Below are 26,575 nucleotides of genomic sequence, written 5' to 3'. Positions count from 1 at the left end.
ATGAATATCTTCGACAAAAAATCAAAACAAAAAGTGCTGGACAATCTGCTGGCTCTCGCCTGCGAAAACAAAAGCACAAACGTCTCAGCCATCAAACTCTATCTCGAATTGGCCGCCGCCGAGCAACCCGATGACACTCTTACCACCGAGCATGCCATCGAAATTCTCAGACAGGCGCAGAACGCAGCCACCGGAGAGCAGCAATGACCAAACACGAATTTCAGGAACTGTTCGCCTGTTCGCGAGACCCGTGGCGCTTCCTCACCACCTATGTCAAAACGCAAGACCCCGCGCACGGAATCAAACTCTATCCCGACTTCGACTATCTGCGCGTGCTCGCCTATCTCACTCTGAATCAGCGCTATCTACTCGTGCCCAAATCCCGGCAGATGATGGTCACATGGAGCGCCGTCGCGCTGTTCGTCTGGCGAGCGCTCTTCAAACAGCCCGGTGTCTATCTCTTCCTCTCGCGCAATGAACGCTGTGCCGAAGAGCTGCTCGACCGCGCGCGCTTCATCATCTCGCAGCTCCCGGCGTTTATGAAACCTGTTCTCACGACCAACAATAAATCCGAACTCGAATTCGGCGGACTGCATTCGCGATTGCTGTCCCTGCCCGCCACACCGGACGGCCCGCGCATGTATTCCCCCACCGCCGTCTTCTGGGATGAAATGGCTTTCACTCCCTTCGATATGCAAATCTGGACGGCTTTGCAGCCCGCCATTGAAAGCGGAGGCTCCTTCATCGGCGTCTCCTCTTCCGGCGGCGCGCTCAACCTCTTTGCGAAGCTTGTGCAACAATGTGATGAGAGTTGTCATCCTGAACGAAGTGAAGGACCCCTCTGCTCACCGTTCCACATCCACCGCATTCACTACTCGCAGCATCCCGCGCGCGCCGGAGAAGAGTGGAAGAAATCGGCCTCGCGCGGACTGTCCAAATCGCAATGGAGCCGCGAACAGGAAATCTCCTTTGACTCTTTCGACGGGCTCGTCTATTCCGAGTTCGACCCTGTCGTGCACATTCTCAAGGATGATTTTTATCCCCGCAAGGAATGGCCGCTCTTCCGCACCATTGATTTCGGCTTCCGCAAGCCGTTCGCACTCTGGCTGCAAAAACTCCCCTCCGGCGAATATGTCGTGTTCTCCGAATGGGAAGGCCGCGATGCCACCACCGAGGCCATGCACGCCGCCATCCTGCGCACGGATATCTCCTTCGGTCTCAAGGAAACCGACTACCTGTGGAGCTCCTGCGACCCCTCCGGAGCCGCCGCGCAGGACAGCGGCATCTCGCCCGTGGATTATCTGCTTCGCAACGGCATGAAACTCCGCTACCGCTCCTCGCGAGTCAGCACCGGCGTTGAACTTGTCAAGGCCGCCTTCCGCGATGCCGCAGGTAAAGTCTCGCTCTTTATCTCGCCGCGCTGCCGCAAACTTATTCAAGACCTGCGCACCTATCAATGGAACGCAGACAAGGACGAGCCGGTCAAGGATGGTGACTCCGACCACTCGCTCGATGCGCTGCGCTACTTCTTCGTCAATCTCGAAGCTGTCGAAGAACGGCAGCCCGTACCGCGCATTGTCAAATGGTGAAAAAAAAAGAGCGGCCCGAGGTTTCTCGAGCCGCCCGCAATCCAACTGCGACGGTCAACTATTCCTGGCTGTCAACACTCAAGTTCAAAACCTTTGGCGGCGGAGGTAATGCCGCGGCGGAATTCGGTGTGCAGTTCAACGTCAGAACGACTCTGACATTATCTGCTAAGTTGGCGTTGGTCGCTAAGGAATTGTTGCCGGCAGGATAGGGGTTTGTTACAAAAGAATATCCGGCTGGATAAATCGCATTCGGATCCGTGGTGTACCAGATCGTCACAACGCCGGGCAGATTCTGATACCAGCGCAACGTGGCGATGCCCGGAGAATTCCAAATATAGGTCAGGCTGTCAATCTCACAGGGCGCCTGATCCAAGCAGAAGGCAAACTCATAATTCGGAGCCACCGGACGAATGTTATCCCCAAAAGGTGACGTCGCCCAATACCATAGGCAACTCGGATCACCAAGCTTTTGAATGGTGAGATTGCCGGAAAGCAATTCACACGGCGGAGAAATCTCCACCTCATATTGGGAGACAAGGTAACTTCCGAAATAGAGCTGCGGAAACTGTGCTCCCGTTGCGGTCACCGTGTATTGGCAGGTGTCCGTCCCGTTGCCGAACGTCAGCAAAAACGTTTCCGGTGCGCCATTGCAAAAGACCGGGAAACCCCAGAAATGAACAGAACCCACGACACTGTTGACCGAGTAGTTATCACTGTACAGTGTGCCATAATCCACATGCGACAAGAGCCCTGTGCCGGCTTCATTGGGAAGGAACGGAAGCTGACTGAAGATAATCTCGCCTTCTCCGCACTCCGGACGTGTGTAACATGCGCCCGTCGAACAGGGCTCAAGGTTTGTCCAGCTTCCGCCCAAACTGTCACAGGCGTTCGGCCCGATGTAGGCGCACGACGGATTACCGGGGTTGCCATAACAGCACGAGCCGACACACTCGAACACGTTCAGCACAAACGGCCCGCAACGCGAACTTGACCAGCCTTCAACGGTTAGATAATATGTGCCCGCTTGCAATTCGACACAGTTAATCACCGACAGACCGATTCCGCCGCAGGCGTCGTCGTCTTCAGCGATCACACTGCCGTTGCACTGATTGCTCAAATAGATATAGCTGTCCCAAATGCTGTCATCGTTGCACGTTGAGAACGTCCACTCGCCGCTTTGAGGAATGTTCACACAGAACGTGTAATCTTCGCTCGGACGCAAATTGTTGTCGTTACCCGCGCCGCACGTGTGCCACGCGCCGCTGCCGGGCGCTTGAATGAACGCGTCAATTTGGCAGCCACTGCACGGAATCAAACCCACCTGCATTCTGTACGTGCGAAAATCATTAATCCCCGTGAACGTATTCGGACGGACCATGACAGAGTAAGTTCCCGGTTGGAAACATGGAGTGACGTGCGTCGCGGTCGAACACGGATACGGGTATGACGTATAAGTCCACAAGAAACTCCAGGGGCAGCTCGCTGTTGTAACAGTAAGCGTATAGCCCACCTCTGAGTTCAAAGTGATCGCGAGCGAGCATGCTTCCGTTAATGTGAAACGATAGGTGTCCACGTCGCGGTAATTGCCGCCGTTCGGACGAACACCGGTGAACAAACGGCCGCACACCGTCTGGCACGGCTGTATGTCCTGCCAGGATTCAACTCCGCCAAACAACGGATTCTCGCAGCCGCCATTGCAGTTGTTCTGCAGATGTGTGCTGTCGCGAACTTCAAAACACTCCTGAATATCACCTGGCTGGCACTCAATATTGCAGTTGTCAAACACGTTCAAAACATAGTTGCCCGAGCTGGAGGCGTATCCGTCCACGATAATGTGATACGTGACGCCTGCTGTCAACGTGCGCGTAATCAGCGAATTTACACCTATTCCGCCGTCGTCATTGCATTCAAGCGTCGAATCTCCCGGGCAGGTTCCGAACCGCTGAATGTAAATATATGTGTCATAGCTGCTGCCATCCGTCGTTATCGTATAGCTCTGCGTGTACGGCGGAACGAAAGAATAGATTACGTCCGGTGCATTGTTATTGAAGCATGCGCCGCCAATCTGAGCAGGACTGAAGTTGTTGGCACGACCCGAAGTTGTGCCCGTGTCCGTGTACGGCAATCCGTTGATCGGTGTTGCAGGACAGGTGTCATTGCCTTGATCCAACGGATTGGCAGGATCACGAACGACGCGCTGCGAATACAGGTCGTTCAACTGATCTTTGAGATTCAAACGCGTAATTTCATCCGGTTCAACTGAGCTGAAACCACCGTCAATTTGAAACTCCAACTCCTTGATCTGCTGTTCAAGCCGGGTCAATTCCACTTGGCGAATCACCGCACCCGGTGCGAAGCCTCTGTCAGCTTGTATCACAGGGAGATCAGCAGGCACCTTGCTCGCATGGCCTTTCACCAACGGAATCAACTCGCGAATACGAGTTGTCCATGCTGGGTCTGGCGTCTGGCCGTTGGCCTTTGCCTTGGCAATCATGTCCTCAAGCTCTGCAATTTCAATTGCCGGAGCTTTGCCAACAAGCGACAACGGGACCTGTGATGTGGCAGCAATTGTCATACAACACCACAAAAGTAAAACAACAGTCAAAAGTCTCTTCATCCATCTCTCCTTGGTTTGGGAATCATCTAATCTATATAAATATGACTACACTTGTCAACATAAATCGACAATTCTCGGCTCGGGAGCGAAAAAAAAAGCGACCCGGAATTTCAGGTCGCTCATCTAAAACTACTCAAGCAATTACTTGATTCTCGTTTGAAGCAGAATTGAATCCACTTCAAACTTGCTGATTACTGCGATTGAAACAGAGGCCGGGCAGAAGGTGTCGAAGCCGCCGCTGAGCACTCAACCACGAGCACGATGCTCGTGATGTCGGAAGCGAACAGAGCGTCCGCAGTCTGCCAGCCCGAACCGAACGGAAAACTGCCAAAGCTGACTGTTCTTGAGGCTGGAGCGCAGCCAGAGCAACGGTGTTTGTCCGCGCATGGGTCTACAGAGCGAGCAAAGTCAACAACAGTGCCGCGATTGTCTTCATATTTTCATCGCTTTCTTCTTGTTCACAAATTTCAGCAAGTCACTCGCAATCTGTCAGCAAGAGAACGCAACCGCTGAGAAAAAAACAGGCAGCCCGAAGGCCGCCTATTAGACAAATCGAACTTGCCGATCACAGGGTCATTTAATCTGCGGCACAATCGTCAGCGGTGTCGGCGCACTTGAGAGCGGCAGCGAGCAATCGTTCACCAGCACAAGGCCGAGAATCTGGTCAGGCAAATAGATGGGGCCCCACGTAAAATGGCCTGCGGGCAGATTTCCTGCCGCGAAGACGGTGTAGCCCGCCGGGAAGACGGAATTCAAATCAGTCGTCGAGTAGACTGTGATATAGCTTGCCTGCGGCATCCACCAATTCATCATGTAACCGTCTTCGGTTTGCCATTTGATGGTTACGCTGTCCGGAGGCAGACAAGGTGCACCCAGACAAAACGCGAAGTCCGCCGTTCCGCTGGGCCAGATTCCGTCACCGAACGGAGAAGTGCACCAGTACCACGCGCAGCCGGGATCACCGAGCTTGGCAATCGAGATCTGTCCTGTGTCAAATGAACACGGCGGAGAAAGATTCACAGCATATTCCGACAGCAGGAATTGGCCGAAATAAGCCTGCGGCAACTGCATGCCCATAGTTGTCACCGTGTAAAAGCAAGTATCAATAATGTTTGTGAGTCGCACCACAAATGTTTCGGGAGCGCTGCTGCACGTAATCGGGAAGCCCCAGAAGCGAACCGAGCCGACTTGCGAGTAGGTTGAGTAATTATCGTATTGGATGAAACCATGATCAATGTGCGAAAAGTATCCGTTGCCGGATTCATCGGGAAGCCACGGCAATTGAGAAAATACCGTTAGTCCGTCGCAGGCCGGCCGCGTGAAACAGGCTCCGCTGGAACACGGTTCGAGATAGGTAAACGTGCCGGCGTAATCCTCGCACGAGGAGGGCGTTGTGTATTCACAGAGCGGTTCGGCGGGATTTCCGTAGCAGCACGAGCCATAGCACTCATTGATAATGAGAGTGTACGGTCCGCAATAGGTCGAGCTGTAGCCCTCGATGGTGAGATAGTAGAGTCCGCGGTCGAGCGACAGACAGTTCATGACTGAAAATCCGACTCCGCCGCACCCGTCGTCGTTAGAAGCGATTACTCCGGAGCAGCAGGCGTTTGTCAAATACATATAGCTATCCCACTCGTCCGGACCGCCGCAAAGCGAAAATGTCCAATCGGATGCCCACGGTATGACGACCGCCATTGTCACATCTTCTGACGGACGCAGGCCGCAGTTGTTTGCGTAGCCGCAGGTTGAACCGGTGACACCGGCGGGAGCCTGCACGCCGAAGTCAACGACGCAGCCGTTGCAGGGAATGAGCTCCATTCTCACACGGTAATCGCGGTAATCGTTGATGCCGCTGTAGAATAGGGGTCCAACCCACAAGTTATAGGTTCCAGGCTGCAGACACGATGTGTAATAGTAAGCCGTCGAGCATGGATGTTGCCACACAGGAGGATCAAAAAACAATTGCCACGGACAGTTATCGCTCAGTATAAAGATTTTACTGACAAACTCCGCGTCGACGGAGATACGCAGCGAGCAGGCTTCGGTCAGCGTGAAACGATAGGCATCGGTGTCGCGGAAGTTGTTGCCGTTGGGTCCGAAATATGTGAACACCCGGCCGCATATTGTTTGGTAGGGAAGAATCTCCTGCCACAGCGCCGAGCCGCCCCACGTGATGTTATTGCAGGCGCCGTTGCAGTCATTGTAAGCGTGCGAGGAGTCGGTCGGCTCCCAGCACTCAGTTACGTCACTGGCTTCGCAGGTGATACTGCACAAATCGGTGATGTTCAGCACATACGCGCCGGTGTTCGCCGAGTAGCCGTCAATGATAATGAAATACGTTTGCCCGGCATTCAGAACGAGCGAGAGAAAGGACTGCAGATTGCCGAAGTCGTCGTTGCAGCCGACCTGCGTGTTTCCCGGGCAGACTCCGCCGGTGTTCACATAAAGGTACGTATCATATGACGAGCCTTGCAGTGAGATGTTATAGGTATACGTGAACTGCGGTGTGAACTCATAAATGACATCCGGCGCATTAGTGTAGTTGCAGGAGGTAATCGGATTATAGTTGTTCACTCTTCCAACCGTGGTGCCGCTGTCATAATAGGGGATGCCCGAAACGAGAGTGCCGGGGCAGGCGTCATTGCCCTGATCGAGCGGATTGCGCGCGTGGTTCTGCTCACGCTGCGCGTAGAGGATGTTCAACTGCTCTTTCAGATCGGCAAAAAATAACGGGTCAGGTGCCTGCGCGCCTAACCCGCCTGTCAGTTCAAACTCGAGCCGTCGAATCTCCGCTTCCAGCGGTGTTAATGGCTCCGGTGAAACCACTGAGCCCGGAGGAAAATCTGTCTGTGGTAGAATCTCGGGGAGAGGATACGAAGTTCTCCCGGGGTGTCCTTTGACTTGAGGCAAGAGCTCCCGAATCCGCGCTGTCCACGCCGGATCGGGAGGAAATCCCGCATCCTTGGCGGCGGCAATCATCGCTTCAAGCCTCGCTACTTCATCTCGTGCATCCGTCCAACCGGAGAGTTCCTTTAACCCTCCGCTGCTTTGCGCTGCGGCAAACAAGGAAACCGTGCAGGCCAGCAGAAAACAAGCAATCAGAAGCTTTTTCATGGCCTTCTCCTATGAAGTGAGGGTGAAGAAATATACTTCACTTTCGCTCGAGATTCAATACTTATGCACGATATGATTCGATAAAACACCGCGTGTATCGATACTTCCGGTTTGTCGCGCAATTGTCTCTAAACAAAATCAAGTTTTGCATTGTGCCCGATAAACAAAAAGAGCAGTCCATAAGACTGCTCTCGCACACAAACGAATGAATATGTTCTCTTACTTCAGCAACACCGCTCTTTGCACGGCATTGAAGACCGGAGTTTCGAGTTGAATAAAATATGTTCCGGACGACAAATCGTTCGCGTTAAACTGCATTTGATGAGTTCCGGCTGGGAGCGTTCCATCAAACAACGTGCTCGTCACTCTTCCCAACACATCATAGACTACCAACCGTCCCGTGACTTCGCGGGGTAAATCGAAACTGATGTTCGCCGTGTTGTTGAACGGGTTGGGGTAGATGGGATGGACTAGTCATCTAAGGCGACGACTTTAAAATAACGTTGTCCAAGAGAAATCAAGGTGTCCGTGAATTGAGTAGAATTCGGTGGGGAAACAACTATAACATCTTCCCAATCTCCATCAGACCATATAAACGATCTCTGTACCAAATATCGCTCAATCGTCGCCTCAAATCCATGAATAGTCAATGCAACAGGTTCCCAATTTAGATTGACCGAGTTGATGTCTGGTTCATAAATCATTGTCAGATTCTTCGGCGCAAGAGGTTTATCCGGGAGACCTGAAATGTGCTGAACGTTGAGGATGTCAACATAATAGTCGTCTGCAACGTAGACAGTGTGGCGGTCCACGGCAAGTCTGGTTGCGATTCCGTTTGTGTTGAAATACCCGCGGCGTCGAAGTATGTTCGGATTCGTTATGTCTACGATGTAAAGCCCAAAACCGCCATCCGGAATATATGCATAATTGCCAGAAACGACCACATCTGTTGGTTCTGTGCGCGTGGGAAATTGACCTGTAAGAATTGGGTTGGTGGGATCTGAGACGTCCAACATGCGAACTTCGTTGTCATCTGTCCAGAAGTCTGAATAGCTATCGGTGATAAATACATACGGTGAAGAAACGTCAATGTAATTCGAGTACCCGTCAGTGCTGTATGAGCCGATCTGAACGGGCGCATACGGATCGGATATGTCAATAATCGAAAGTCCGTAGGCGAAGTTGGCGACGTATGCGAAGTTTCCCGCGACAGCTACCCCAGTTGCTTGCAAGGGAGTTGTGCAAGCTCCAACTTCAACCGGTGCCGTCGGGTCGCTGACATCGAGAATCCGTATTCCGCTTTGGTAGCCGTCCGCGACGTAGGCAAAATTCCCTTGAAGTTGCACTCCTGTGGCGTAACCCGGTGTATCGAAGTGACCAACTTCTTCCAACATGGTCGGTTCAGAGAAATTGATAACTCTGATTCCCATTTCGCCATCTGCAACGAAAGCAAGTGAATCCTGAATCACGACTTCGAAAGCGCTTCCCGGCGTGTCATAGGTCCCGAGTAGTGTCGGTGCAGAGGGACTCAATATGTCAAAAAGGCGAATGCCGTCTTGTCCCTCGGAAGCGATCATAAAGTTCCCTTCCACCGCGATATTCGTAACAGACTTTGGAGCAACGAAACGGCCAATCTCGTTTGGTGCGCTTGGAGTCGTAATATCTACGAGGCGAAGGCCATCCCGATCAACTGTCAGAAGCACAATGCTTCCGAATGCTGTCACATCAGTCACTGCTCTTGATGTATTGAACTGTGCGATTTGTGTCGGGAATTCCGGATTCGAAATATCAACCAAAACCAATCCTCCTGTCTGTGCGCCAACACACAAAGTTGAGCCGGCTATCCACAGCGACCGGGCAACACCCGGCGTCTGTATGTGGCTAACAAACTCTGGTTGTGCCGGATCTGAGATGTCAACAACCCTAACCCCACTGCGGCCGTCCGCGATACAGGCAAAACTTCCCGACAACGCAACGTCAGAAGCATTGCCCGGTGTGTCGAAAAAACCGACTTCCACCGGATTACTCGGAACTGAAACATCTGCTATGTGAAGCCCAACTCCATCAACAACGTAAACGTATTGACCTCTCGCTGCTACGCCATTCTGTGACCCAATTGTCTCAAAAATACCAACCTCTACTGGTGCTGTGGGATCTGACACGTCAATGATCCGAAGCCCGTAATTCCATGTCGCCAGGTAGACGAAATTTCCTTCTTTGGCAACTTCCACGGCATAGCTATACCCGCCGCTGTCTCTGCTGACTTCAACAGGCCCGGACAAGTTGGAAATATCGATTATTCTGAAACTGTTTCCGTACGCAATATAGGCATATGTGCCGGAAATCTCTGCGCTGTAAGCATAACCGGGGGAAATGTATTGTCCGATTTCGACTGGCCGAGCTGGATCCACGAAACTCAGTATGCGTAGTCCTGTGTGTTCCGAGCATACAAAAGCAATGGAATCCTGAACGGAAACGCTAACCGCATCCTCCCAATAGTCTGACACAGAGCCAAGCCGAGTAAACACCAAACTATCCTGCCCCCAGACGAGGGCGGGAATAAATGATAAAAATATGAATAATCTACGCATGGACAGATTCCTGCAAAGTACAGTTTCTCTAAGATACCCCACAAAATCGCTATAGTCAATAACTCCTAACCAAACTCATCAAATTCTCCACCATGTTCTCTTTTCTCAAGAAAAACACCCTCCAAGAACTTCCAGCGCGGGTTTCAACACAGCGCGCTACCAATTACAAGCCTGTTCCCGTACCCGGAGAGGCTATCTCCCCGCCCCGTAATGTGACGGGCAATCTGTTCTCAGCCACGCTCGATGGCAACGAATTCGTCTGGACCGGAACGAATCGCGCCGAGTTCTACCGCTACCTGCGCGATCACGTGCCCATTATCTCCTCCGCCGTGTGGGCGTGGGTGCATCTGTGCGCGACGCCGCAAAGCTATACGCTGACCGGAAGCGAAGACGAAAAACGTAAGGCCGATGCGATATTGTCGGCGCTCGACAAACGGATGCTCGAAAATCCGCTCGTGCGGCGCGGTGGTATCGCGCATCTGACGGAGCAGTTCTTTCTCGAACTCTTCACCACCGGACGATTTTGCGGCGAAATCATTCCGCTGCCCGACGGCAAAGGAATTGACTACTTCCACACGATGGACGCGGACTTGATTCAATGGGAGCGCGACGGCCGATGGAAGGCGTTCATTGAAACAGAAACCAGACGGCCGGAGGCCGCCGGTAGTTCTCAAAAATTGTATCTGAATCCGGAGCGATTTTTTTATGCGTCGCTCGGCAGTGATATTCACAATCCGCGCGGGATTGAGCCGCTCGCTTCAATTCCGTTCGTGGCGCAAATTCAGGAAGCGATGCTCTCGGATATGGCGCGCAGCGCGCGCATGGCCGGAACGCCGCGCTTGCAAATCAAGGTCAAGCCGCCCGCGCCGTTCGCGCACGAGTCCGACCGCGAATATCAGGCGCGCGTCAACCGCTATTTCGACGACACCGTGCAACAATTCCGCAAACTCGACGCGGACGACAACGTGTTCACGTGGGACGACGTCGACGTCGTGCTCATTGGCGGCGACACCAACCGCAATTTCACGTGGCGATTAAACCGCGAGCAGGTGATTGAAGACGTGATTACGGGACTCAGGCTCTATCCGTGGGTGGTGGGACGGTCGCACGGCACGACGAAAAATTGGGTCGAAGCGCAATTCAATCTGCTGATGCAAATCGTGGATTCGGTGCAGAATCTCGGCAAGTCGTTGGGAAATTTCCTGCGCAACACGGAACTCTCGATGCAGGGCAATCTGTGCAAATCCGAACATGTCTTTGAACCAAACCAAGACCCGTTTCAGTTGTCGCGCATGCAGGCCCGCAGTATCGAATTTGAGACGATTGACAAAAAAGTCAAGCGCGGTTACATCTCGAAAGACGACGGCGCGCGGGAAATGGGGTATCAGAAGGCGTACTCGGCGGAATGACCCCCCCCTTGCCCCCCCGCTAAAGCGAGGGGAAAGCAAAAAGCCCGGCACGATGGCCGGGCTGAGCTGAACGTGAGGGGGAAGGTCAGTTGTTGTTGCGGCTGGCGATAATGTAGCGCGAAAAGTGATTCGTGCGCACCGTCAAATAGAGATTGAGCGGCCCCCATGACTGGTCGGCAAGCTCGCAGGTGCCGTCGTCATGCACATAGAAGGCGGCGATATCATCAGGGTTCAGCAACTGCCCGTAGCGAACCTGCGGAAGCAGCCAGCGCAGCTCCACCGTGCCGTTGAACTGGAAGGGATGCGGATACAAATCCACCACCGCTTCGCAGGTGTTCGGCATCACCATTGTAATGGTCTGGTTGTGCGGCAAGTCGCTGCCCTGCACGTGCAGGGACGTGAGATTGAGGATGCTCAGGAGATTGAGCGGCAGCAATCTGCGGCAGAGCTGTGACACCGAAACCGAATCGCATTCGTCCAATGAACTTGACGAGCGCAGCACCCTGTACCCTTCGGGCAATTGCAGATTGACAAGATCAAAGGGAATGTGCTGTGCTCCCAGCGCCACTTCCGACGGCTCGCTCGCGGTTGAGCTGACCGGATTCATTTCCGAGCAGGAAATTGCGAATGTGGCAATGAGAATCAATACAAACGAAACATACTTGCGGGAACCCGTCATTGTCGTCTTCAGCATACGCATCTCTCTTCGTGAGTTCGTGACATGTTGTGACTCGTCAACGCAACTGCCATGCCGGGTATGGTAAGTATAATAAGACATGGAATAACATATTTTCAATATGTGCTCATTGCGCGCAATCAACGCAAGATTCGGTTCATCTCAACCGAACGATTGAACCAAACCCGTGAAATGCGCCAAAAAAAAAGAGCAGCCGCTTGGGCTGCTCTGATTGAAGAATAGTTCGAGTTCTACTTGCGGATTGCCTTTTGACAGAAGGCGAGCACCGTGGGGAAGAAATCAGGATGCACGGCGGGCGGACCAAAACCGCCTTCGAAGGCCTTCATCTGTGTGCCCGCGTTGTTGAACCCGTGGTCCATGCCCTGAATGGCGACATATTCCGCACGGCCGGGATGATAGGAGTTCACAATGTCGCGCGCGTAGATGTGCTCTTCTTCGGCCACGACAAAATCCGCCGTGCCGCACACGAACAGCACGGGCGTATCCACATGCTTCCAGTAGTCGGCTAAACTCAAATCGGCCACTTCCTGCATGAAGGTGTAATGCGCGGGATAGGCGAGGTCTTCGGCGAGCGTCGGGTCCACGGCGAGAATCTGTTCGGGAGTCTTATGCTCGACAAAAATCTCGTGCATCGCCTTGTACTTGCGGTCAAGATAGATTTCAATGGAATCGTAGGGAACCCCCGCGAGCACTAACTGGCGGCGTGTGTTTTTCATCTCGTATTCCTTCCAGTCAATGCCGGACGTCGCGATGGCCACGATGCCCGCGCAGGGAATATCCTGATAGACGACCGGCGACGTCAATCCGCCCATCGAGTGTCCGAAGTATATCATGCGCGACTTGTCCATCCACTTGAAGCGGTCGAGCGACTTGATGCCTTCGGTCAAGCCGTGAGTTTCGTCAAAGAAACTCTGCTGGCTGCATGGCTCGCCCTGACTGTCACCCATGCCGGTTTTCTCGATGCGCACGGTGGCGAAGCCATTGCGCGTGAAATCGTAGAGAATATCACGGTAGGCAAACGGCTGCGGCGGAGCAACGTCCACACTGTAACAGCCCAAACCGCCCATCAGGACCACGACCGGAAAGGGACCGTCGCCTTTGGGTTTAGTGAGAATCAGGCGGCGCAGGAAGCCGTCAATGTTTGCGGATTCGTAGATGATTTCGAACTCAGCGGAGGTTTCGCGCGGAGCTTCCTTGAAGCGCACCGTGACTGCCGAGACTTTGCCTTCACGGAGCACGTCAAACACCACGTCGGCGCCCACGCCCTGCGATTTCAATAAGGGGCCGATATCCTGGGGGCCGCGCAAAGGAATGTGATTGGCGGTCAGCAGCACATCACCGGATTGCAGTCCGGCCTCGGCGGCGCTGGTGTTGGGAAAGACCTGCGGCAGCGCAACGCCCGACTCGTAGGTCTTGTCTTCGGCGGTCAACTGAGCGGGTGTGGGCGGGGCAATCTGAGCACCCAGCATGGCGCGGCGCGGCAGCGCGTCTGCGGCCATGAGCACGGTGGCGGTGAGCAGCAACGGAAGCAAATACAGCATGTGAACTCCAATTCTATGCAGGTGGGGGAACACAGGATTGGAGGAGCGGAAGCCCGGAAGTGTTGCAACAAAAAACAGGGCACCACTTTCGTGGTGCCCTGCCGGAATCGCAGCGACCTAATTTACTTCAGCAGAAGCATCTTCTGCGTCGAGCTGAAGGCACCGGCCTTCATGACGTAGAAGTAGATACCCGTCGGCAAACCGGATGCGTCAAACTGCACGGTGTGTGAACCGGCTTCGACACGGCCGTTGACCAGCTTGGCCACTTCAATACCGAGCGCGTTCACAACGGTCAGCGTGACGTCGGACGCTTCCGGAACATCAAAGCTGATGGCCGTCGTCGGGTTGAAGGGGTTCGGGTAGTTCTGGTTCAGCGCGAACTCGGTGATGACGGCGCTGTTGAACAGACCGGCCTCAATCGTGCGCACACCATGGCTGCGGCGAATACCGTTGATGTCCTGCGTCATGAGTTCATAGCTGTACACCTGACGCGGAGTAACATTGCGGTCCACCCATTCATAGTTGGTGCGGCCGTCGGAGAATCCGGCGCCGTCAATCTGCGCAACCTTCTGTCCGTTGCGATAAACTTCAAAGAAATCGTTGCCGTTTTCGGAGGCGGTTGCCCAATCGAGGTGAATCTCACCATTGCTCTGTGAGACGGTGTAGTCGAGCATTTCGACCGCCAACTGACGCTCGAAGAAGATGCAGAAGCAGCCGTCTTCCGCGGCTTCAAACACGGCATGCCAGTAGCCGCCCGGAAGTTGACATTCGATACCGGATGAATCGTAGGAGGCAACCCACGTCAAGCCTGCGGGAATCGGTGCACCGTTCGGGCAATTACCAGCGATGAAGACGGGCTGGCCGTCAAAGGGGCAGCACCAATAGACTTCAACGGGGGTGCCGCAATACTCGAGGCAGAACGTGCTGCCGACTTCCACCCAGATGGGCGGCATCGGCGGGCAGGGCTGCGTGACTTCGCAATCCGGCGGAACAACCAGAACTCCTTCGTTGACCGTTCCGTCCACAAAGTTCTGATTGATGTTGTCCACGGCTTCGTTCAGATCGCCAATGTCGGTTCCAACCGGCAAGCCGCTGTAGTCACCGCCCAAGACGGCGTTGGCCAATGCCAGAACTTCGGCCACCGTGTAGCCCATGAAGGGACCGGCGCCGATTTCCAACCAATCAAAGTCGCCAAAGCCGGGGACTCCGGCATTGCCGAAGGCCACACTGATAGACAGTGCAGTTACCTGACCAGCAAAGACACCGGCTTCCGTGGAAAGTGGATTGACATGATTTTGTGTCAGCACATCCGGGGTGCCGCCGGCGGGCAGGAAAACCTCCACAGCCGCTGAGGTCGCGAAGTGAATCGTGAAATTGCCGCCGATAGTCAAGCCACCGGGAAATACGGAGGGAAACCAAGTATCACGAATGCAGCCGGGATTTCCACCGTTGCAACTCGTGCCCCAGCCGCCCTGAGTTTGAGTGCGATAATCACCGACATCTATTGTGCAATCGTCCGGCTGAGCCGAAGCGACCGTAGTCAGCAGTAATAGCACGCATAAAGTGTTAAAAAGTCTCTTCATAACCATTCGTTCTCCAGTGTCAGTGTATCTCCGTAAAAGTGGAGCATTTTTGTCCTATTAACTGCTACGAATATACATCCGAAACCCTCTCAAGTCAAGTCACTATCCTTTGACAAAAACAGTAACTTAGTGGGTCAGTTTCAGAGCAAGTCCCTGTTCCTGAAAAGGTTCGTGTTGCGAAACGTCAACCTCCGGTTCAAGAATAATTCAATCATGCCTCTTGATTTGTCCTCCTTTGTCCTAATGAAATTCACACAATTCATCAATTTATATCAAAACACAAACAAACAGCCCTTCGACTTGAAGGGCTGCTTGCAGGAAAACCGGAGTGCGATGGAAGTCTATTTGCCGTTCAGATAGGCCTGTTCTTCAATCACATCGGTCATGGACAGATGCGGGTTTTGAAGTTCGACCGAGTTCACGGCTTCCGACTTCGGCAGCATGTCGCCCGTGTTGACGGCCAGACTTGCCCCGTCCGATCCGAGAGCCACGACTTGGAAGAATCCCATCGGTTGAGCATTCGAGAGAACACCGCTGATCGTGGCATCTGTGGATGTCGTGGTCAGGTAGAGATTGGCCGGAGTAACGATATTCGACTGGTCGGTGGAGTAGTAAACTTGATAGGAGAATGCGTTGGCCGTCGCATTCCAGAAGAGTTTTGCATCATCGGTGCCGTCGTTGGCAAGTATGACCAACGAATCCACCGCGGCAGGTGTCGGCGCCACACAGGGTGAACCCGTGACATTGATGGCATAGTTGCCGCAGTTGGTGGAGTAGCCGTGAATGAGAATCTGATAGTTCGTGTTGGCTTCGGCGGTGAAGGTGGCCGTGCTTTGCAGTGTGAACACGCCGCCGCAGTAGTTGTCGTCATTGCAGACAATCAGCGGAGCAATATTGGGGCAAACGCCGCCGTAAATTCCCAATCCGGTGTCGTAACCGGAGCCGCAGAGCGACACGGTGACTTCCTGACAGGAGGTTGAGAAGTAGTTATACACGACTTCACGGGAATCCACGCCGACACAGGGAGTGTAATTGTCCGCCATGCAGCAGGTGTTGCCGTTGTCAAAGAACGGCAGCGAAGGAATTTGCAATGCGGTTTCGCAAACATCACCGGCCGGAGCGCCAAGCGACTGTCCGCCGTTCAGGTAGAGCATGAACTGTCCTTCGCTCGTGCCGAAACCGCCGACGATGATGTAGTAGGTGCGATTGGCTTCAGCATTGAATATCACATTGCTCTTGAGGCCGTTGTTGCCGCACGCGTCGTCATTGAAGGCGACAAGCGTCGTGCCGGGACAGGGCCCGCCCGTGCGCACTTCAAGACCCGTATCATAGAGAGTCAGATTGTCGTCGCAGGTGTTGATATACAGGGTCTGGCAAACGGGCGAAGTGTATTGGAAGAAGACCTCTTTTGAATTGGGACCTATTACAGTGGCGAAGTTGTCCGTCGCCGCGCGGGTGTCACCGCCATAATTGGCAGGAAGGCTGGGGACGATAATGGGACTTGAGCAGTCGTCGTTATAGGCTCCAAGTTCGAGGGAGGCCATGCCTTCCGCGCCGTTGTAACCGTCCATGTGAATGTAGTAGGTCACACCGGCGGAGGCGCCGAAAACGACCGTGCTGGCCAAGGCGTCGCTGCCGCAGTAGTAGTCGTCATTGCAGCCGGCGCTCCATGTGCCCGGACAGGCTCCGCCGTAACGCACTTCGAGAATGGTGTCAAAGTTGATGAAGCAGGTGCGCGCGCGCATGGCCTGATTATAGGGAGAAACCCAATACCAGTGCACGTCCTGGCTGTCAAAGGTCTGGCAACCGGGATTGACGTCGTCGTTGCCGCACCACGTCGCGCCGTAGGTGAAATAGGGGACTTGAGTGATTTCATAGCCGGGACACTGCGCGTTGCCCTGCGCGCCGGATGATGTGCCGGTGACGTTCAAGACGAAATTACCCCACGACGAGCCATAGCCTTCGAGCACGATGGTGTAGAGTTGGCCGCCGGTGGCAGTGAAGGAGACTTGACTTTGCGTTCCGCAGAAGTCATCGTTGCAACCCGCGAGCCAGACCCAGTCCATGCAGGAGTTCACTCCATAAACCATGAGCTGAGTATCAAAATTCGAGCCGCAGGTCGAAACGGTGACGTTATGGTCGCAAGGCAGTTGCATCATGTACACCAGTTCCGGCGAAGTGTTGGTGTTGCAGTTGAGCGTGTTGAAATTGTTCGCGGCGAAGAGTGTGCTGCCGGAGCGCGAGAAGGGCAGTGTTGTGATGGTCTCAAAACCCGGCTGTCCGCAGGAATCATTTTGCGGACCTTGGGGCTGCCAGTAGCCGGCGAAGGTCGCACCGCTATTGTTGGGGTCGAGCCAATCGCGCAGACGGGAAGACGAATTGCCGCCGCCTTCCCATGCGGTGGCGAGCTTGCCATAGACGGCCTGCTCCTGCGTGTTGGGGTCGCAATCGGGGGTCGGGCCGCCGTGCATACATCCGACGACGTAACCACCTGAGTTTATCATCGGTGATCCGGACGAGCCGGGCTCAGAGGTGCCGTTGTCGGTGTAGGTGCGCCAGTGCGTGTTAGGCCAGTTACCGTTCCAGTCGGTGCTGACTGCGGCGCCGTAGTCTTCGTGCGCTTTCTTCACGTCGGCACGCGGATGGTGAATGCCGTACGAGTTGCTTGCGGCGATGTCGGGACGATACCAGCCCATATAGGCGGGAATAAAGGGACGCTCTGGACGCGGACGAGAGAGTCGCAAGAGCGCGTGGTCGGATTCCTGATGGGACATCAGCAACGTCGCGTTGGCAATCACGAACTGCAAACTGCCGTTCTGATTGGGCGAGCAGTTGGGGCTTTCGTAATTGAAATAGAAGAGCCAGTTGTTCTGATTGCCGTTCAGACAGTGAAAGGCGGTGTTGAAAAGCGGGTCGCCGTTTTGAAGCGTGTTGTTGAGCATCGTGCCGGTGCAAGTTCCGCCCATCGGATCAGCAATCAGGGCGACAGCGCGCTTTTCTTCCTGCATGTAGCCGAAGCAGTTTACGTTAATCTCGCAGGCCAGCGCGTCGCCGAAGGCATCCAGCGCATCTCGGTCGCGGGCCTCGCGATTATTGAAATGCCGGTAGCCGTGAAGCACTCGCATCACTGAAAGCTCGCCAATGTCTTCCTGACCTTCAGGCACGACGTATTCGAGCGTCACCGCCTCGCCGCTTGTGATGGGAGTGACGTTGGTGCCGTCCCAGTTGTCCACGGCAGTGTAGGGGCCGAGCACCATGGAGCGGTCGTCGTTGTAAAGAAAGAGTTCGCAGGGCTTGACGATGCGCCACTGGTCATAGACCAGCCACAAATCGGTCGCGTTAGGCGAGACGATGCGCAGCCGCCAAATGCGCGAACCGTCGGGGAGAGTCTCCCATGTGCCCGAGTTATTCAGATTGTAATTGACTTCCTGCGGGCGGGCAATCTGCGCAGGCGGCATGACTCCCTGCTCCATGGCAAGCGCGTAATTGACTTCGTCTTCAATCAGGAACGAACGATTGTCCTGTGCCGGAAGTGTGACCGTGGCAGGATTGGAGACAGAGAACTGCGCGCTGGGGGGGAGAATCTGCTGGTCGGGCGGAGTGAAGACTTGAGATTGAGCGAACAGATTCGAGGCTGCAGAACATAGAAGCGCGGTTAGAATTACACGACATCGTAACGTTTTCATTGCTTCGTCCTTTCGGGTTGAACTCCCGGCGGTCTCCGGAACCCATGCAGGTGCCGCCAATTAATGAGACAATTTATGTCATATTTAATCATAAAACAATGTCTTGCCGCACTTGAAGAAAACCCTTGCAGGCAGGATTTGAGTTGCTAAATCTTTGTAAACCTTAACAGGAGCTTTGCAGTATGATACTTCAGACCCGTTCTCTTCCGATTTCCCTCCTCGCTTCGCCGGAGCCGTCCGGCGAACTTGACTTGATAAACCGGCTGCCCAACCCGCCGCTTCGGCCACTCTCTGCCGATGAGATCCATGTCCGCCGCTGCCGGCTGGCGGGAGATGCGGTGGATTCGCACTTCGGGTGCTTCCGCACGGGAGATTTGGAGCACATTCTCCAATTGACACACGGCGCGCCGGCACTCATCGGGCACAACCGGTTGTCAATCGCCGTGGCGAGATTTTTCGGCGGCAATATTGAACCGCATCTCAACAACAAGTACGTCGTGCCGAATTTCTATTGGCCGAAGGCACACAGCGGCGCGGAGGATTTTCGTGTGCTGCTGGACAGCGGAATTATCACGGAGGCTTCGATTGCCTTTACATTTCAAAAGCCGAGCTGTTCAATTTGCGGACACGACATTCGCGAGTGCGAGCATGAGCCGGGAGTTTACTATCACACGAAGCTGTGCCACTACTGGTATGACGGAGTGGAGCGAGTGCTGGAAGGAAGTTTTGTCTACCGGGGGAGCGAACCGGGGACGGGGATTCTGGCGGAGATGAAAAACGTCCGTTCCGAGTTAAAGAACAGACGCATGAAATTGAGACTGGGAGGGAAGGTGTATGAAGTGATGCCGGCCGCCAGCGTGCCGCTGGACTGATTGTGCTTCGCTGGCGCTCTGAACACGTGACCTTACTTGGGCATGCTACTCGCCATCCGCCCCTTCAATTATTTCTTCCAGCCGAACTTTTTGAAGTCAACTTTATCTTTGTCGTTGAATTCGATGCCCTCTTGCTCCAGCAGTTTGCGCTGAATTTTGGCGGCGAGGGGATTGCTGCGAATGGAGATATAGCCCTGCGCGTTGATAACACGCTGCCACGGAACGTCGTGGATGTTCTCTTCACTCAGAGCATGCAGAGCATAACCGACCATGCGGGCATGGCGCTCCAAGCCTGCAACTCTTGCCACTTGACCGTAGCTTGCAACCTTGCCGCGGGGGATTTTCTTGACGGTGGCGTAGATGCGCTTGTACAAGCTCTCGGGACCGTTTGCAGATTCCGGCGGGGAACCGCGCTTCGCGCTTAATCCCCGCTCGGCGGTCCTGCGCGATGGAATTTTCTTAGACGTCATAGTTCAGCAATTTGTAAATCATCAGCGCACGGACGGTGAGTTCGCGGTCATGAGCATGTTCTTCAAGCGGAAAATACCATGACAAGTGCGCCGGAGTTTCTTCAAGAAAAAAGTGCCACATGCCGTCGGCGTCCTGCTGCACTTCCAGCTCTTCATAGAGCCAGCGCAGGTGCGCGACGTCGTTGACGATTCCCGCGCGCGCGCCGTGTTCCAAATCGAACAGCATGCGCACGGGTTCGGCAAGATATTTTTCCTTGCCGGGAATCAGCAGGCGCGTGTTTTCGGGCAGGAGCACTTCGGGCAATGCTTCGACTTCGTTGAGAAGCTGTGCCAGCAGTTCGCGCTTGCTTACGGCCTGCTCGGCCGGCGGCTGCCACCAGACCATCGCACAGTAGGCCGGAACCGTGGGCGGCGAAGACTTCTTGTCCTGAAACCAATGCTGCCATTCAAGTTTAACGAGTTCGAGATAGGATTCGAGCAGAGGATGCGTCCCGCGGGTGGCGCGTGCGAGCAAGTGCAGGCAGACATCGCGCACGAGCGGCCGCTGCTCCCGCGCAAGCTCCCACGTCACATTCTCCTGCGCGAGTGTGGGCAGCACGACATAATCGAGCGCGCGCTGGACGGCGCCGTGGCTGGCCGCTCCGGCTTCGCACATCCACAACACGGTGGCGGCGGTGTGCGAGAGCCTGTCGCCAAAGGAGCCGTTGGGCAATTGTTCGGAGGCAAGCTGCACGAGTCGAGGATGTTTCAGCACCGCGCCTATTGCGTTGGAGGTTTCAATCCAGCTCTCGTCACGGTCTAACACATCGCGCAAGATGCGGTAGCGAAGTATCGGGCCGCTGTCTTTGTAGAGCTGTTGAAAGGATGGCGGAAGGTCGGGAATCACAACAAAAAACAAGAAATAGGAAATTAGAAATAGGAAAGCAGATTCCGGCGGGGAATCGCTACGTGCTTGTCAAGCACTTCGCCTAATCCCCGCTCGGCGAGCAGGGGAGAACTGAAGCAATATGCGAACTACAGATTGAAAATGCAAACGGGGCTGATTGCTCAGCCCCGTCCGGTGTCAAGTTGTTGAGAATGTTTACTCGCGAGGAGTGATGACGCGGGGTTTTTCTGGTTCAATCGCCGTGGAAACTTCGTCACACGGAATTGCACCGGTGCCGCAATAGGCCACTATTTCGTAAATCCAGATATCGTTTCCGCCAAAGGCAATCACGTTTCCATGCACAAAGAACGTGTTGGTCGTGGAGCCGACATAATTGGCCGGAGTGACAATCACCGGACTATTGTTGTCGCTCGAACGATAAATTCGATACTCCGTCGCACCGGGAATGGCATTCCAATAGAGCACAATGTCCGTCTCCGGATCAGAGGCAAGCACGGTATCAGGATAGTGAATCACCAGACTGTCCGGAGCGGGACATACCAGCGGTTCGCAAGGCGAGCAAGCGGTCCAGAGCACATAGTCCCAGCAGTTGACGGGTTCCAATCCTGTCGGTGTAAACTCAACCATGTAAAGTCCGGCGTTCAGGCAAACTGAGATGCACTGGCCGCCCTGACAGCCGACAATCGGCAGGCACTCAATCAAGTCGCGCTGGTTGCAGGGATTCAATCCTCCACCCGGCTCATAAATGCTGAGATAGCCGTTGAACTCGCTGTTCACGCAGACTCTGACTTGGCTTGGATCACCGACTCGCAAGAGATACCAATCGGAATCCGTGTAGCTGGGATCGGAGTAGCTTGTGCCACAGTACATATCATTGCAGAAGAGCGGCAGGAAGCGCGGCGGCTGATTGTCGCAGCCGCTGTTAAACGTGTCCGGGAATGAAGGACATGTTTCATTCTCAAGATTTGCCGTATCCGGACACGCCACGACACAGGGCGCGTCGCACTGACATTGTTCACAGCCGATAAAGAGAATGTACGGGCCTTGCGTTCCAAACTCGGGTATGACATGCAGCATGTAGATACCGGGGTCGAGACAGCCGGTTGTCAATTGCGCATCTTCGCCGACGCCGCTGTTCTGGTCTCCATAAAGACCGCCGGAACATGCTGCGTTGAAGAGCTCCACGGCAGGATTCAGCCCCTGTCCAAACGGATAGAAGCCGGGCGTGTCGTCGCCCAGCACGTCAATGAAGAGCTGTGTACACTCGGTGATTTGCAAAACGTACCAGTCGGTATCGCCGCCGTCAATCTCTCCGCACACGACATCGCCGCAGTGAAGTATGTGATTGAAGGTGCCGCAGTCGTCGTTGACGGGCTCGATGTCGAAACTCGGATAGGGACAGGTGTCGCACGGTTCGCACGAAGTCGCGAGAATATAGGGACCAGTCGTGAAATCCTCCTGCTGCACTTGTATGTTGTAGGTTCCCTGAGTCAAACAGATTTCGAGATGCGCATCTTCACCCACGCCTCCGGCGGTATCCACACCGAGTATGGTGGTGCAGCCCGCGCCGACCAGACGAACCATCGGGTCGAGTCCCAGACCGAAAGGATACCAGCCGGGAGTGTCGTTCGCGAAGATATCAATCTTCAAGCGAATCAAGCCTGGACCGACGACGGTAATCAAGTACCAGTCGACATCATTTACGGTCACGATGTCACCGCAGAGCGTATCGCCGCAGATCATCGGCGGATTGAACGTTCCGCAGGTGCCATTCAAAGCTTCAACGTCGCGATTTTCATACTCGCACGAGTCCGGACATGGGCATGGTGTACATGATGTGGCGATAATGTAGGGGCCGAAATTGGTGGCCTGAGGTTGACCGGAAACGCGAATGCGATAGGTTCCGGGCACAAGACATAGAGAGTCAATACGCGCATCTTCACCTGTGCCGCTATTAAAGTCAGACGAAATCGCATTACACCCGGCATCATAGAGCGTTACCTCGGGATTGAGTCCCTGACCAAACGGGGGAAAGCCGGGCGTGTCATCACCGAAAACGTCAATCGTGACGGACTGACAGCCGGGACCGAGTACGCGGAAGTAGTAATAATCATTGGCGCCCAATTCCTGATAACCGCACACGGTGTCGCCACAGGCGAAGACGCCTCCTCCTCCTGCGCAGATATCATTGGGCTCACTGTCCAAATCAGGATAGGGACAGGTGTTCTGGCAAGGTGTTGTGGGGCAGTTGTCGCCTTGCACCACGTTCAGTGTATAGTTGCCGGCATTCGGTGCAACACCACCGTCCACAACAATGAAGTACTGCACATTGGGCAGCAGAGTAACGTTAGTACAGCAGGCATCGTCGCCACAGACGTTGTCGCTGCAGCAGATGATGACTCCCCCTGCGGACGGACATCCGCGCCAGATGGTCAGGGCGCTATTGTAGTCGGAACCGCAGAGTGAAAAAGACAGGACGGCAGTAACGGGCGGTGTCATGGTATAGACGACGTCAGGAGCGGCACTTCCGGTTTGGCAAGGGACGGGGTAATCATTTACCCGCCCCGCAGTAGAGCCAAAGTCGCAATAGGGAATCGTGGTGATTGCGACAGCTTGAGCACAGGTTTCGCCGCCCTGGTCGAGAGGGTCATTCGGGGTACGGCCAGCCTCGTCATTTGCAGCCCAAAGAGGCAAGACAAGCAGCAGGTTCAGAAGGGCGAGACAGAGCATTTTACATCGGTACATCTTGATTTCTCCCAGTTTAGTCATATTTTGCCAAATATTCACAAGGTGCCGTTCTATACTCTATAATAAAACAGCTTGCACCAATGGTGCAAGCTGTTCTGGGGGACTTTGTGAAGTTTGTACCTACCTGGTCAAAGGGGGCGAAACCGGATTCATTTCGGGCTTTCGGGCTGCGGGCGGCGCCGGTGCACAAGGGTCGCCATCGAAGCAGACGGTGACAACCTGGTAAATCCAGACGGCGTCGCTCAGTGATACAATGTTTTCGTGCACGAAGTGAGTGCCGGTTGCTGAGCCGAGAAAATTGGCCGGAGTGACGATGAGCGGGTCGTTGTTGTCGTCTGTGCCATAGATTTGGTAATCAATCGCTCCGGGAACAGGCGGCCATTGCAGTTCGATATCCTGAAATGGATTGCCGAACCCATTTTGAGCAGGATAAACGATCACTACGCTGTCCGGCTCTGGACACGGAGGCAATACACAGGGCGAGCAGCTTGTCGCGATTATCCATGGCCCGGTTGTGCCGCTGGTGCCGTTTGAGACGCGCAGGCGATAGGTGCCGGGGTCAAGACAGACTTGCACTCGCGCATCACTGCCGACGCCATCATTGTCATCCTGAATAATCGGGACACAGGTCGTGTCATCGTAGAGAATCAGGTGTGAATTCAACCCCTGTCCGAAGGGATAAAAGCCGGGAGTATCGTCACCGAAGGCGTCAATAGTGACCAGTTTGCATTCAAACCCCAATACGGTGAAATTCAGGTGATCGGGTCCGGTATCGGCGGTGATTAATCCGCAAACGGTGTCGCCACAAGTGATAGAGCCGCCGCCGTAGTTTGCGCAGGAGTTGTTATTGGCTTCAATATCGCCGTTGGGATAGTCACAGGTTGCGCAGGCGCAGAGCGTGTAAGAAGTCGCAACGACATACGGGCCGGAGCTTACTCCTTGCGGCTCAGCGGTCACCAATAACCGATAACGCCCCGGTTCGAGACAGATGGAATCGAGCCGCGCATCTTCGCCAATACCGCTGTTTTGATCACTTGCCAACGGAGCGCAGCCGGGAGTCAAGGCATAAAGCGTCAATGCGGAATTCATGCCCAGTCCAAAGGGATAAAATCCCGGTGTGTCATCACCGAAAGCATCAATCGAAACTAATTTGCAGGTGGGGCCGGGGACTTCGAAGAAGTAGTAATCGTTGCTGCCGAGTTCCTGATTTCCACACACGGTGTCGCCTAAGATTATCGTTCCGCCGCCGCCGCCGTTGCAGGTGCCGTTGGGCTCAATGTCAAGATTGGGATAGTTACAGGTCGCATCTCTGCAATCTATAGCCATGACATATGGCCCGCCCGGCGTGTTGAACGCGCTTTCGACGACCAAGTGATATGTGCCAGCCGTGAGACTGTCGGCAATGAGCCGCGCATCTTCGCCGACACCGCCATCAAAATCAACGGCGATTGAATTGAAACAGGGAGTTGCCAACAACGTGATTTTCGGATCCAGCCCTTGACCGAAGGGGAAGTAGCCCGGAGTGTCGTTACCGAAAATATCAATGGTTAATGTTTGCAAGCCCGCACCGGTGATATCAAGTCGGTAATAATCCAAAGTGTCCAAGGCTATCAGTGCGCCGCAAAGTGTGTCGCCGCATTCGATGGCTACCATCGGATTATTGCAATCGCTGTTGGCAGGTTCGTAGTCAAGGTTCGAATAAGTGCAGGCTGTCGTGCAAGGCTCACAGCTAATCGCAATGAGGTATGGGCCACTGTTGGATTGAGGTTCGGCGGACACATGCAGCAGGTAAACTCCGGCGGCAAGGCAGTAATTTTCAATACGCGCATCGTTGCCAACACCACCGTCACTGTCCGCCGCATAGACTTGTGAGCAACTTTGGATTTCGACGCGGGGATTCAAGCCACGATCGTAAGGATACCAACCGGGAGTATCGTTGCCGAACACATCAATGGTGACATTGCTCCAACCGTTTCCGCCGATGACAAAGTAATGAAAATCGTTGCTGTTCGGTTCCATGAAACCGCAGAGCGTATCACCGCAGGACGCGATACCGCTTGGGTCCAAACAGCTGTTGTTCGGTTCGGTGTCAATCGAGTCGTACGCACAGAAATCCGGCGGGCAAGGCGTGTTCGGACAGACGTCTGCACCATCCAAAACGTTGAAGAAATAATCCCCCGACATATCCGCAGTGGAGCCTCCGTCGACAACGATGTAGTACGGTGCTCCGGGTGTAAGGGTTACTGCGCAGCAGGCATCGTCTCCGCAGATATCGTTGCTGCAGCAGACGAGTGTACCGCCGGAACTTGGGCAATGACGCCAGACTGTCAATGCCGTATTGTAAGCCGAACCGCAGAGCGAGAAGGTCACCGTTCTGGTTGATGCTACGAACATTGTGTAAACGACATCGGGAGCGTGAAGGCCCGGGGCGCATGTTGACGCGTAATTATCAACGTAACCTACCGTCGTCCCGGTGTCACAGAATGGAAGTGAGTTAATGGGGGTAGCGTTGGCGCAGGCTTCGCCGCCCTGGTCAAGAGGGTCATTTCGATACCGCGATTGCTCTTCTTCTGCGGCCACCGCGTTCAGAGAGAAGCTGATAGCGCAACACATAAACCACGAACGATTCGATTTTCTCATCCTTATTCTCCCCAAAACTGCACATTAAACTTCAATTGCTCATGATGCCATGGTGATAAACATAATAATACAGTTTGCACCAATGGTGCAAGCGGTACAAGCTAATTTCTTGAAAATTGTTTAATCCAATAT

16 protein-coding genes are annotated in these 26,575 nt (G+C 54.3%); 4 read left to right on the top strand and 12 right to left on the bottom strand.

Features of this window, described 5'->3' with window-relative positions; translation table 11 throughout:
- Both HUU59_10255 and HUU59_10250 read left to right on the top strand, forming a co-directional pair.
- Positions 1-207, top strand: a complete 207-nt coding sequence (locus HUU59_10255; GenBank protein NUO19819.1) for a hypothetical protein — start codon at positions 1-3, stop codon at positions 205-207.
- Positions 204-1,589: a hypothetical protein gene (locus tag HUU59_10250; protein NUO19818.1), complete on the top strand. Its 1,386-nt coding sequence runs from the start codon at positions 204-206 to the stop codon at positions 1,587-1,589. Before HUU59_10255 ends, HUU59_10250 begins: the two co-directional genes overlap by 4 nt.
- Positions 1,590-1,647: 58 nt before the next feature.
- On the opposite strand, the gene HUU59_10245 is transcribed toward HUU59_10250, so the two are convergent.
- The 4 genes from HUU59_10245 to HUU59_10230 form a co-directional block, all read right to left on the bottom strand.
- Positions 1,648-4,206: a hypothetical protein gene (locus HUU59_10245; GenBank protein ID NUO19817.1), complete on the bottom strand. Its 2,559-nt coding sequence runs from the start codon at positions 4,204-4,206 to the stop codon at positions 1,648-1,650.
- Positions 4,207-4,779: 573 nt separating this feature from the next.
- Positions 4,780-7,320 carry a hypothetical protein gene (locus HUU59_10240; GenBank protein ID NUO19816.1) on the bottom strand — a complete coding sequence of 847 codons (2,541 nt, stop codon included), beginning with the start codon at positions 7,318-7,320 and terminating at the stop codon, positions 4,780-4,782.
- A 219-nt stretch (positions 7,321-7,539) separates the two neighbouring features.
- Positions 7,540-7,782: a T9SS type A sorting domain-containing protein gene (locus HUU59_10235; protein NUO19815.1), complete on the bottom strand. Its 243-nt coding sequence runs from the start codon at positions 7,780-7,782 to the stop codon at positions 7,540-7,542.
- 8 nt (positions 7,783-7,790) lie between these two features.
- Entirely contained in the window at positions 7,791-9,911 is a 2,121-nt protein-coding gene (locus HUU59_10230; GenBank protein NUO19814.1) for a hypothetical protein, read from the bottom strand.
- A 92-nt stretch (positions 9,912-10,003) separates the two neighbouring features.
- Here HUU59_10230 and HUU59_10225 point away from each other — a divergent pair, with 92 nt between their 5' ends.
- Positions 10,004-11,320: a hypothetical protein gene (locus HUU59_10225; GenBank protein ID NUO19813.1), complete on the top strand. Its 1,317-nt coding sequence runs from the start codon at positions 10,004-10,006 to the stop codon at positions 11,318-11,320.
- 85 nt (positions 11,321-11,405) lie between these two features.
- Here the strand turns inward: HUU59_10225 and HUU59_10220 are convergent, their stop codons facing one another.
- From HUU59_10220 to HUU59_10205, 4 genes are all read right to left on the bottom strand, one after another.
- Positions 11,406-12,014 carry a hypothetical protein gene (locus HUU59_10220; GenBank protein ID NUO19812.1) on the bottom strand — a complete coding sequence of 203 codons (609 nt, stop codon included), beginning with the start codon at positions 12,012-12,014 and terminating at the stop codon, positions 11,406-11,408.
- Between the two features lie 233 nt (positions 12,015-12,247).
- A complete protein-coding gene (locus HUU59_10215) occupies positions 12,248-13,558 on the bottom strand; it encodes an alpha/beta hydrolase (protein ID NUO19811.1) in 1,311 nt (436 codons plus the stop codon).
- 122 nt (positions 13,559-13,680) lie between these two features.
- Positions 13,681-14,025 carry a T9SS type A sorting domain-containing protein gene (locus HUU59_10210; GenBank protein ID NUO19810.1) on the bottom strand — a complete coding sequence of 115 codons (345 nt, stop codon included), beginning with the start codon at positions 14,023-14,025 and terminating at the stop codon, positions 13,681-13,683.
- 1,457 nt (positions 14,026-15,482) lie between these two features.
- Complete coding sequence (locus HUU59_10205) at positions 15,483-18,827, bottom strand: hypothetical protein (protein NUO19809.1); 3,345 nt, start codon at positions 18,825-18,827, stop codon at positions 15,483-15,485.
- Between the two features lie 182 nt (positions 18,828-19,009).
- Between HUU59_10205 and HUU59_10200 the strand changes: the two genes are divergently transcribed.
- Positions 19,010-19,699 carry a hypothetical protein gene (locus HUU59_10200; GenBank protein NUO19808.1) on the top strand — a complete coding sequence of 230 codons (690 nt, stop codon included), beginning with the start codon at positions 19,010-19,012 and terminating at the stop codon, positions 19,697-19,699.
- A 68-nt stretch (positions 19,700-19,767) separates the two neighbouring features.
- Here the strand turns inward: HUU59_10200 and HUU59_10195 are convergent, their stop codons facing one another.
- The 4 genes from HUU59_10195 to HUU59_10180 all read right to left on the bottom strand — a co-directional run bounded on the left by HUU59_10195 (position 19,768) and on the right by HUU59_10180 (position 26,443).
- Positions 19,768-20,169 (bottom strand): MGMT family protein, encoded by a 402-nt coding sequence (locus HUU59_10195; protein ID NUO19807.1) that lies wholly within the window; start codon positions 20,167-20,169, stop codon positions 19,768-19,770.
- Entirely contained in the window at positions 20,159-21,067 is a 909-nt protein-coding gene (locus HUU59_10190; GenBank protein NUO19806.1) for a hypothetical protein, read from the bottom strand. Before HUU59_10190 ends, HUU59_10195 begins: the two co-directional genes overlap by 11 nt.
- A gap of 183 nt (positions 21,068-21,250) precedes the next feature.
- Positions 21,251-23,800 carry a hypothetical protein gene (locus HUU59_10185; protein ID NUO19805.1) on the bottom strand — a complete coding sequence of 850 codons (2,550 nt, stop codon included), beginning with the start codon at positions 23,798-23,800 and terminating at the stop codon, positions 21,251-21,253.
- 123 nt (positions 23,801-23,923) lie between these two features.
- Positions 23,924-26,443 carry a hypothetical protein gene (locus HUU59_10180; GenBank protein NUO19804.1) on the bottom strand — a complete coding sequence of 840 codons (2,520 nt, stop codon included), beginning with the start codon at positions 26,441-26,443 and terminating at the stop codon, positions 23,924-23,926.
- Positions 26,444-26,575 lie beyond the last annotated feature (132 nt).

The organism is bacterium (genome assembly GCA_013360195.1).
In the GTDB taxonomy this organism is placed as follows: domain Bacteria; phylum Electryoneota; class RPQS01; order RPQS01; family RPQS01; genus JABWCQ01.
Note: the sequence above shows the minus strand (reverse complement) of the source record. Positions and strands in the feature narration are given on the sequence as shown.

Excerpts from the sequence above, each read along its gene's own strand:
- HUU59_10230 (NUO19814.1), bottom strand. The coding sequence starts at position 9,911 with ATGCGTAGATTATTCATATTTTTATCATTTATTCCCGCCCTCGTCTGG.
- HUU59_10180 (NUO19804.1), bottom strand. The coding sequence starts at position 26,443 with ATGAGAAAATCGAATCGTTCGTGGTTTATGTGTTGCGCTATCAGCTTC.
- HUU59_10195 (NUO19807.1), bottom strand. The coding sequence starts at position 20,169 with ATGACGTCTAAGAAAATTCCATCGCGCAGGACCGCCGAGCGGGGATTA.
- HUU59_10215 (NUO19811.1), bottom strand. The coding sequence starts at position 13,558 with ATGCTGTATTTGCTTCCGTTGCTGCTCACCGCCACCGTGCTCATGGCC.
- HUU59_10205 (NUO19809.1), bottom strand. The coding sequence starts at position 18,827 with ATGAAAACGTTACGATGTCGTGTAATTCTAACCGCGCTTCTATGTTCT.
- HUU59_10185 (NUO19805.1), bottom strand. The coding sequence starts at position 23,800 with ATGTACCGATGTAAAATGCTCTGTCTCGCCCTTCTGAACCTGCTGCTT.
- HUU59_10225 (NUO19813.1), top strand. The coding sequence starts at position 10,004 with ATGTTCTCTTTTCTCAAGAAAAACACCCTCCAAGAACTTCCAGCGCGG.
- HUU59_10220 (NUO19812.1), bottom strand. The coding sequence starts at position 12,014 with ATGCTGAAGACGACAATGACGGGTTCCCGCAAGTATGTTTCGTTTGTA.
- HUU59_10255 (NUO19819.1), top strand. The coding sequence starts at position 1 with ATGAATATCTTCGACAAAAAATCAAAACAAAAAGTGCTGGACAATCTG.
- HUU59_10200 (NUO19808.1), top strand. The coding sequence starts at position 19,010 with ATGATACTTCAGACCCGTTCTCTTCCGATTTCCCTCCTCGCTTCGCCG.
- HUU59_10240 (NUO19816.1), bottom strand. The coding sequence starts at position 7,320 with ATGAAAAAGCTTCTGATTGCTTGTTTTCTGCTGGCCTGCACGGTTTCC.
- HUU59_10245 (NUO19817.1), bottom strand. The coding sequence starts at position 4,206 with ATGAAGAGACTTTTGACTGTTGTTTTACTTTTGTGGTGTTGTATGACA.
- HUU59_10250 (NUO19818.1), top strand. The coding sequence starts at position 204 with ATGACCAAACACGAATTTCAGGAACTGTTCGCCTGTTCGCGAGACCCG.
- HUU59_10210 (NUO19810.1), bottom strand. The coding sequence starts at position 14,025 with ATGACGCAGGACATCAACGGTATTCGCCGCAGCCATGGTGTGCGCACG.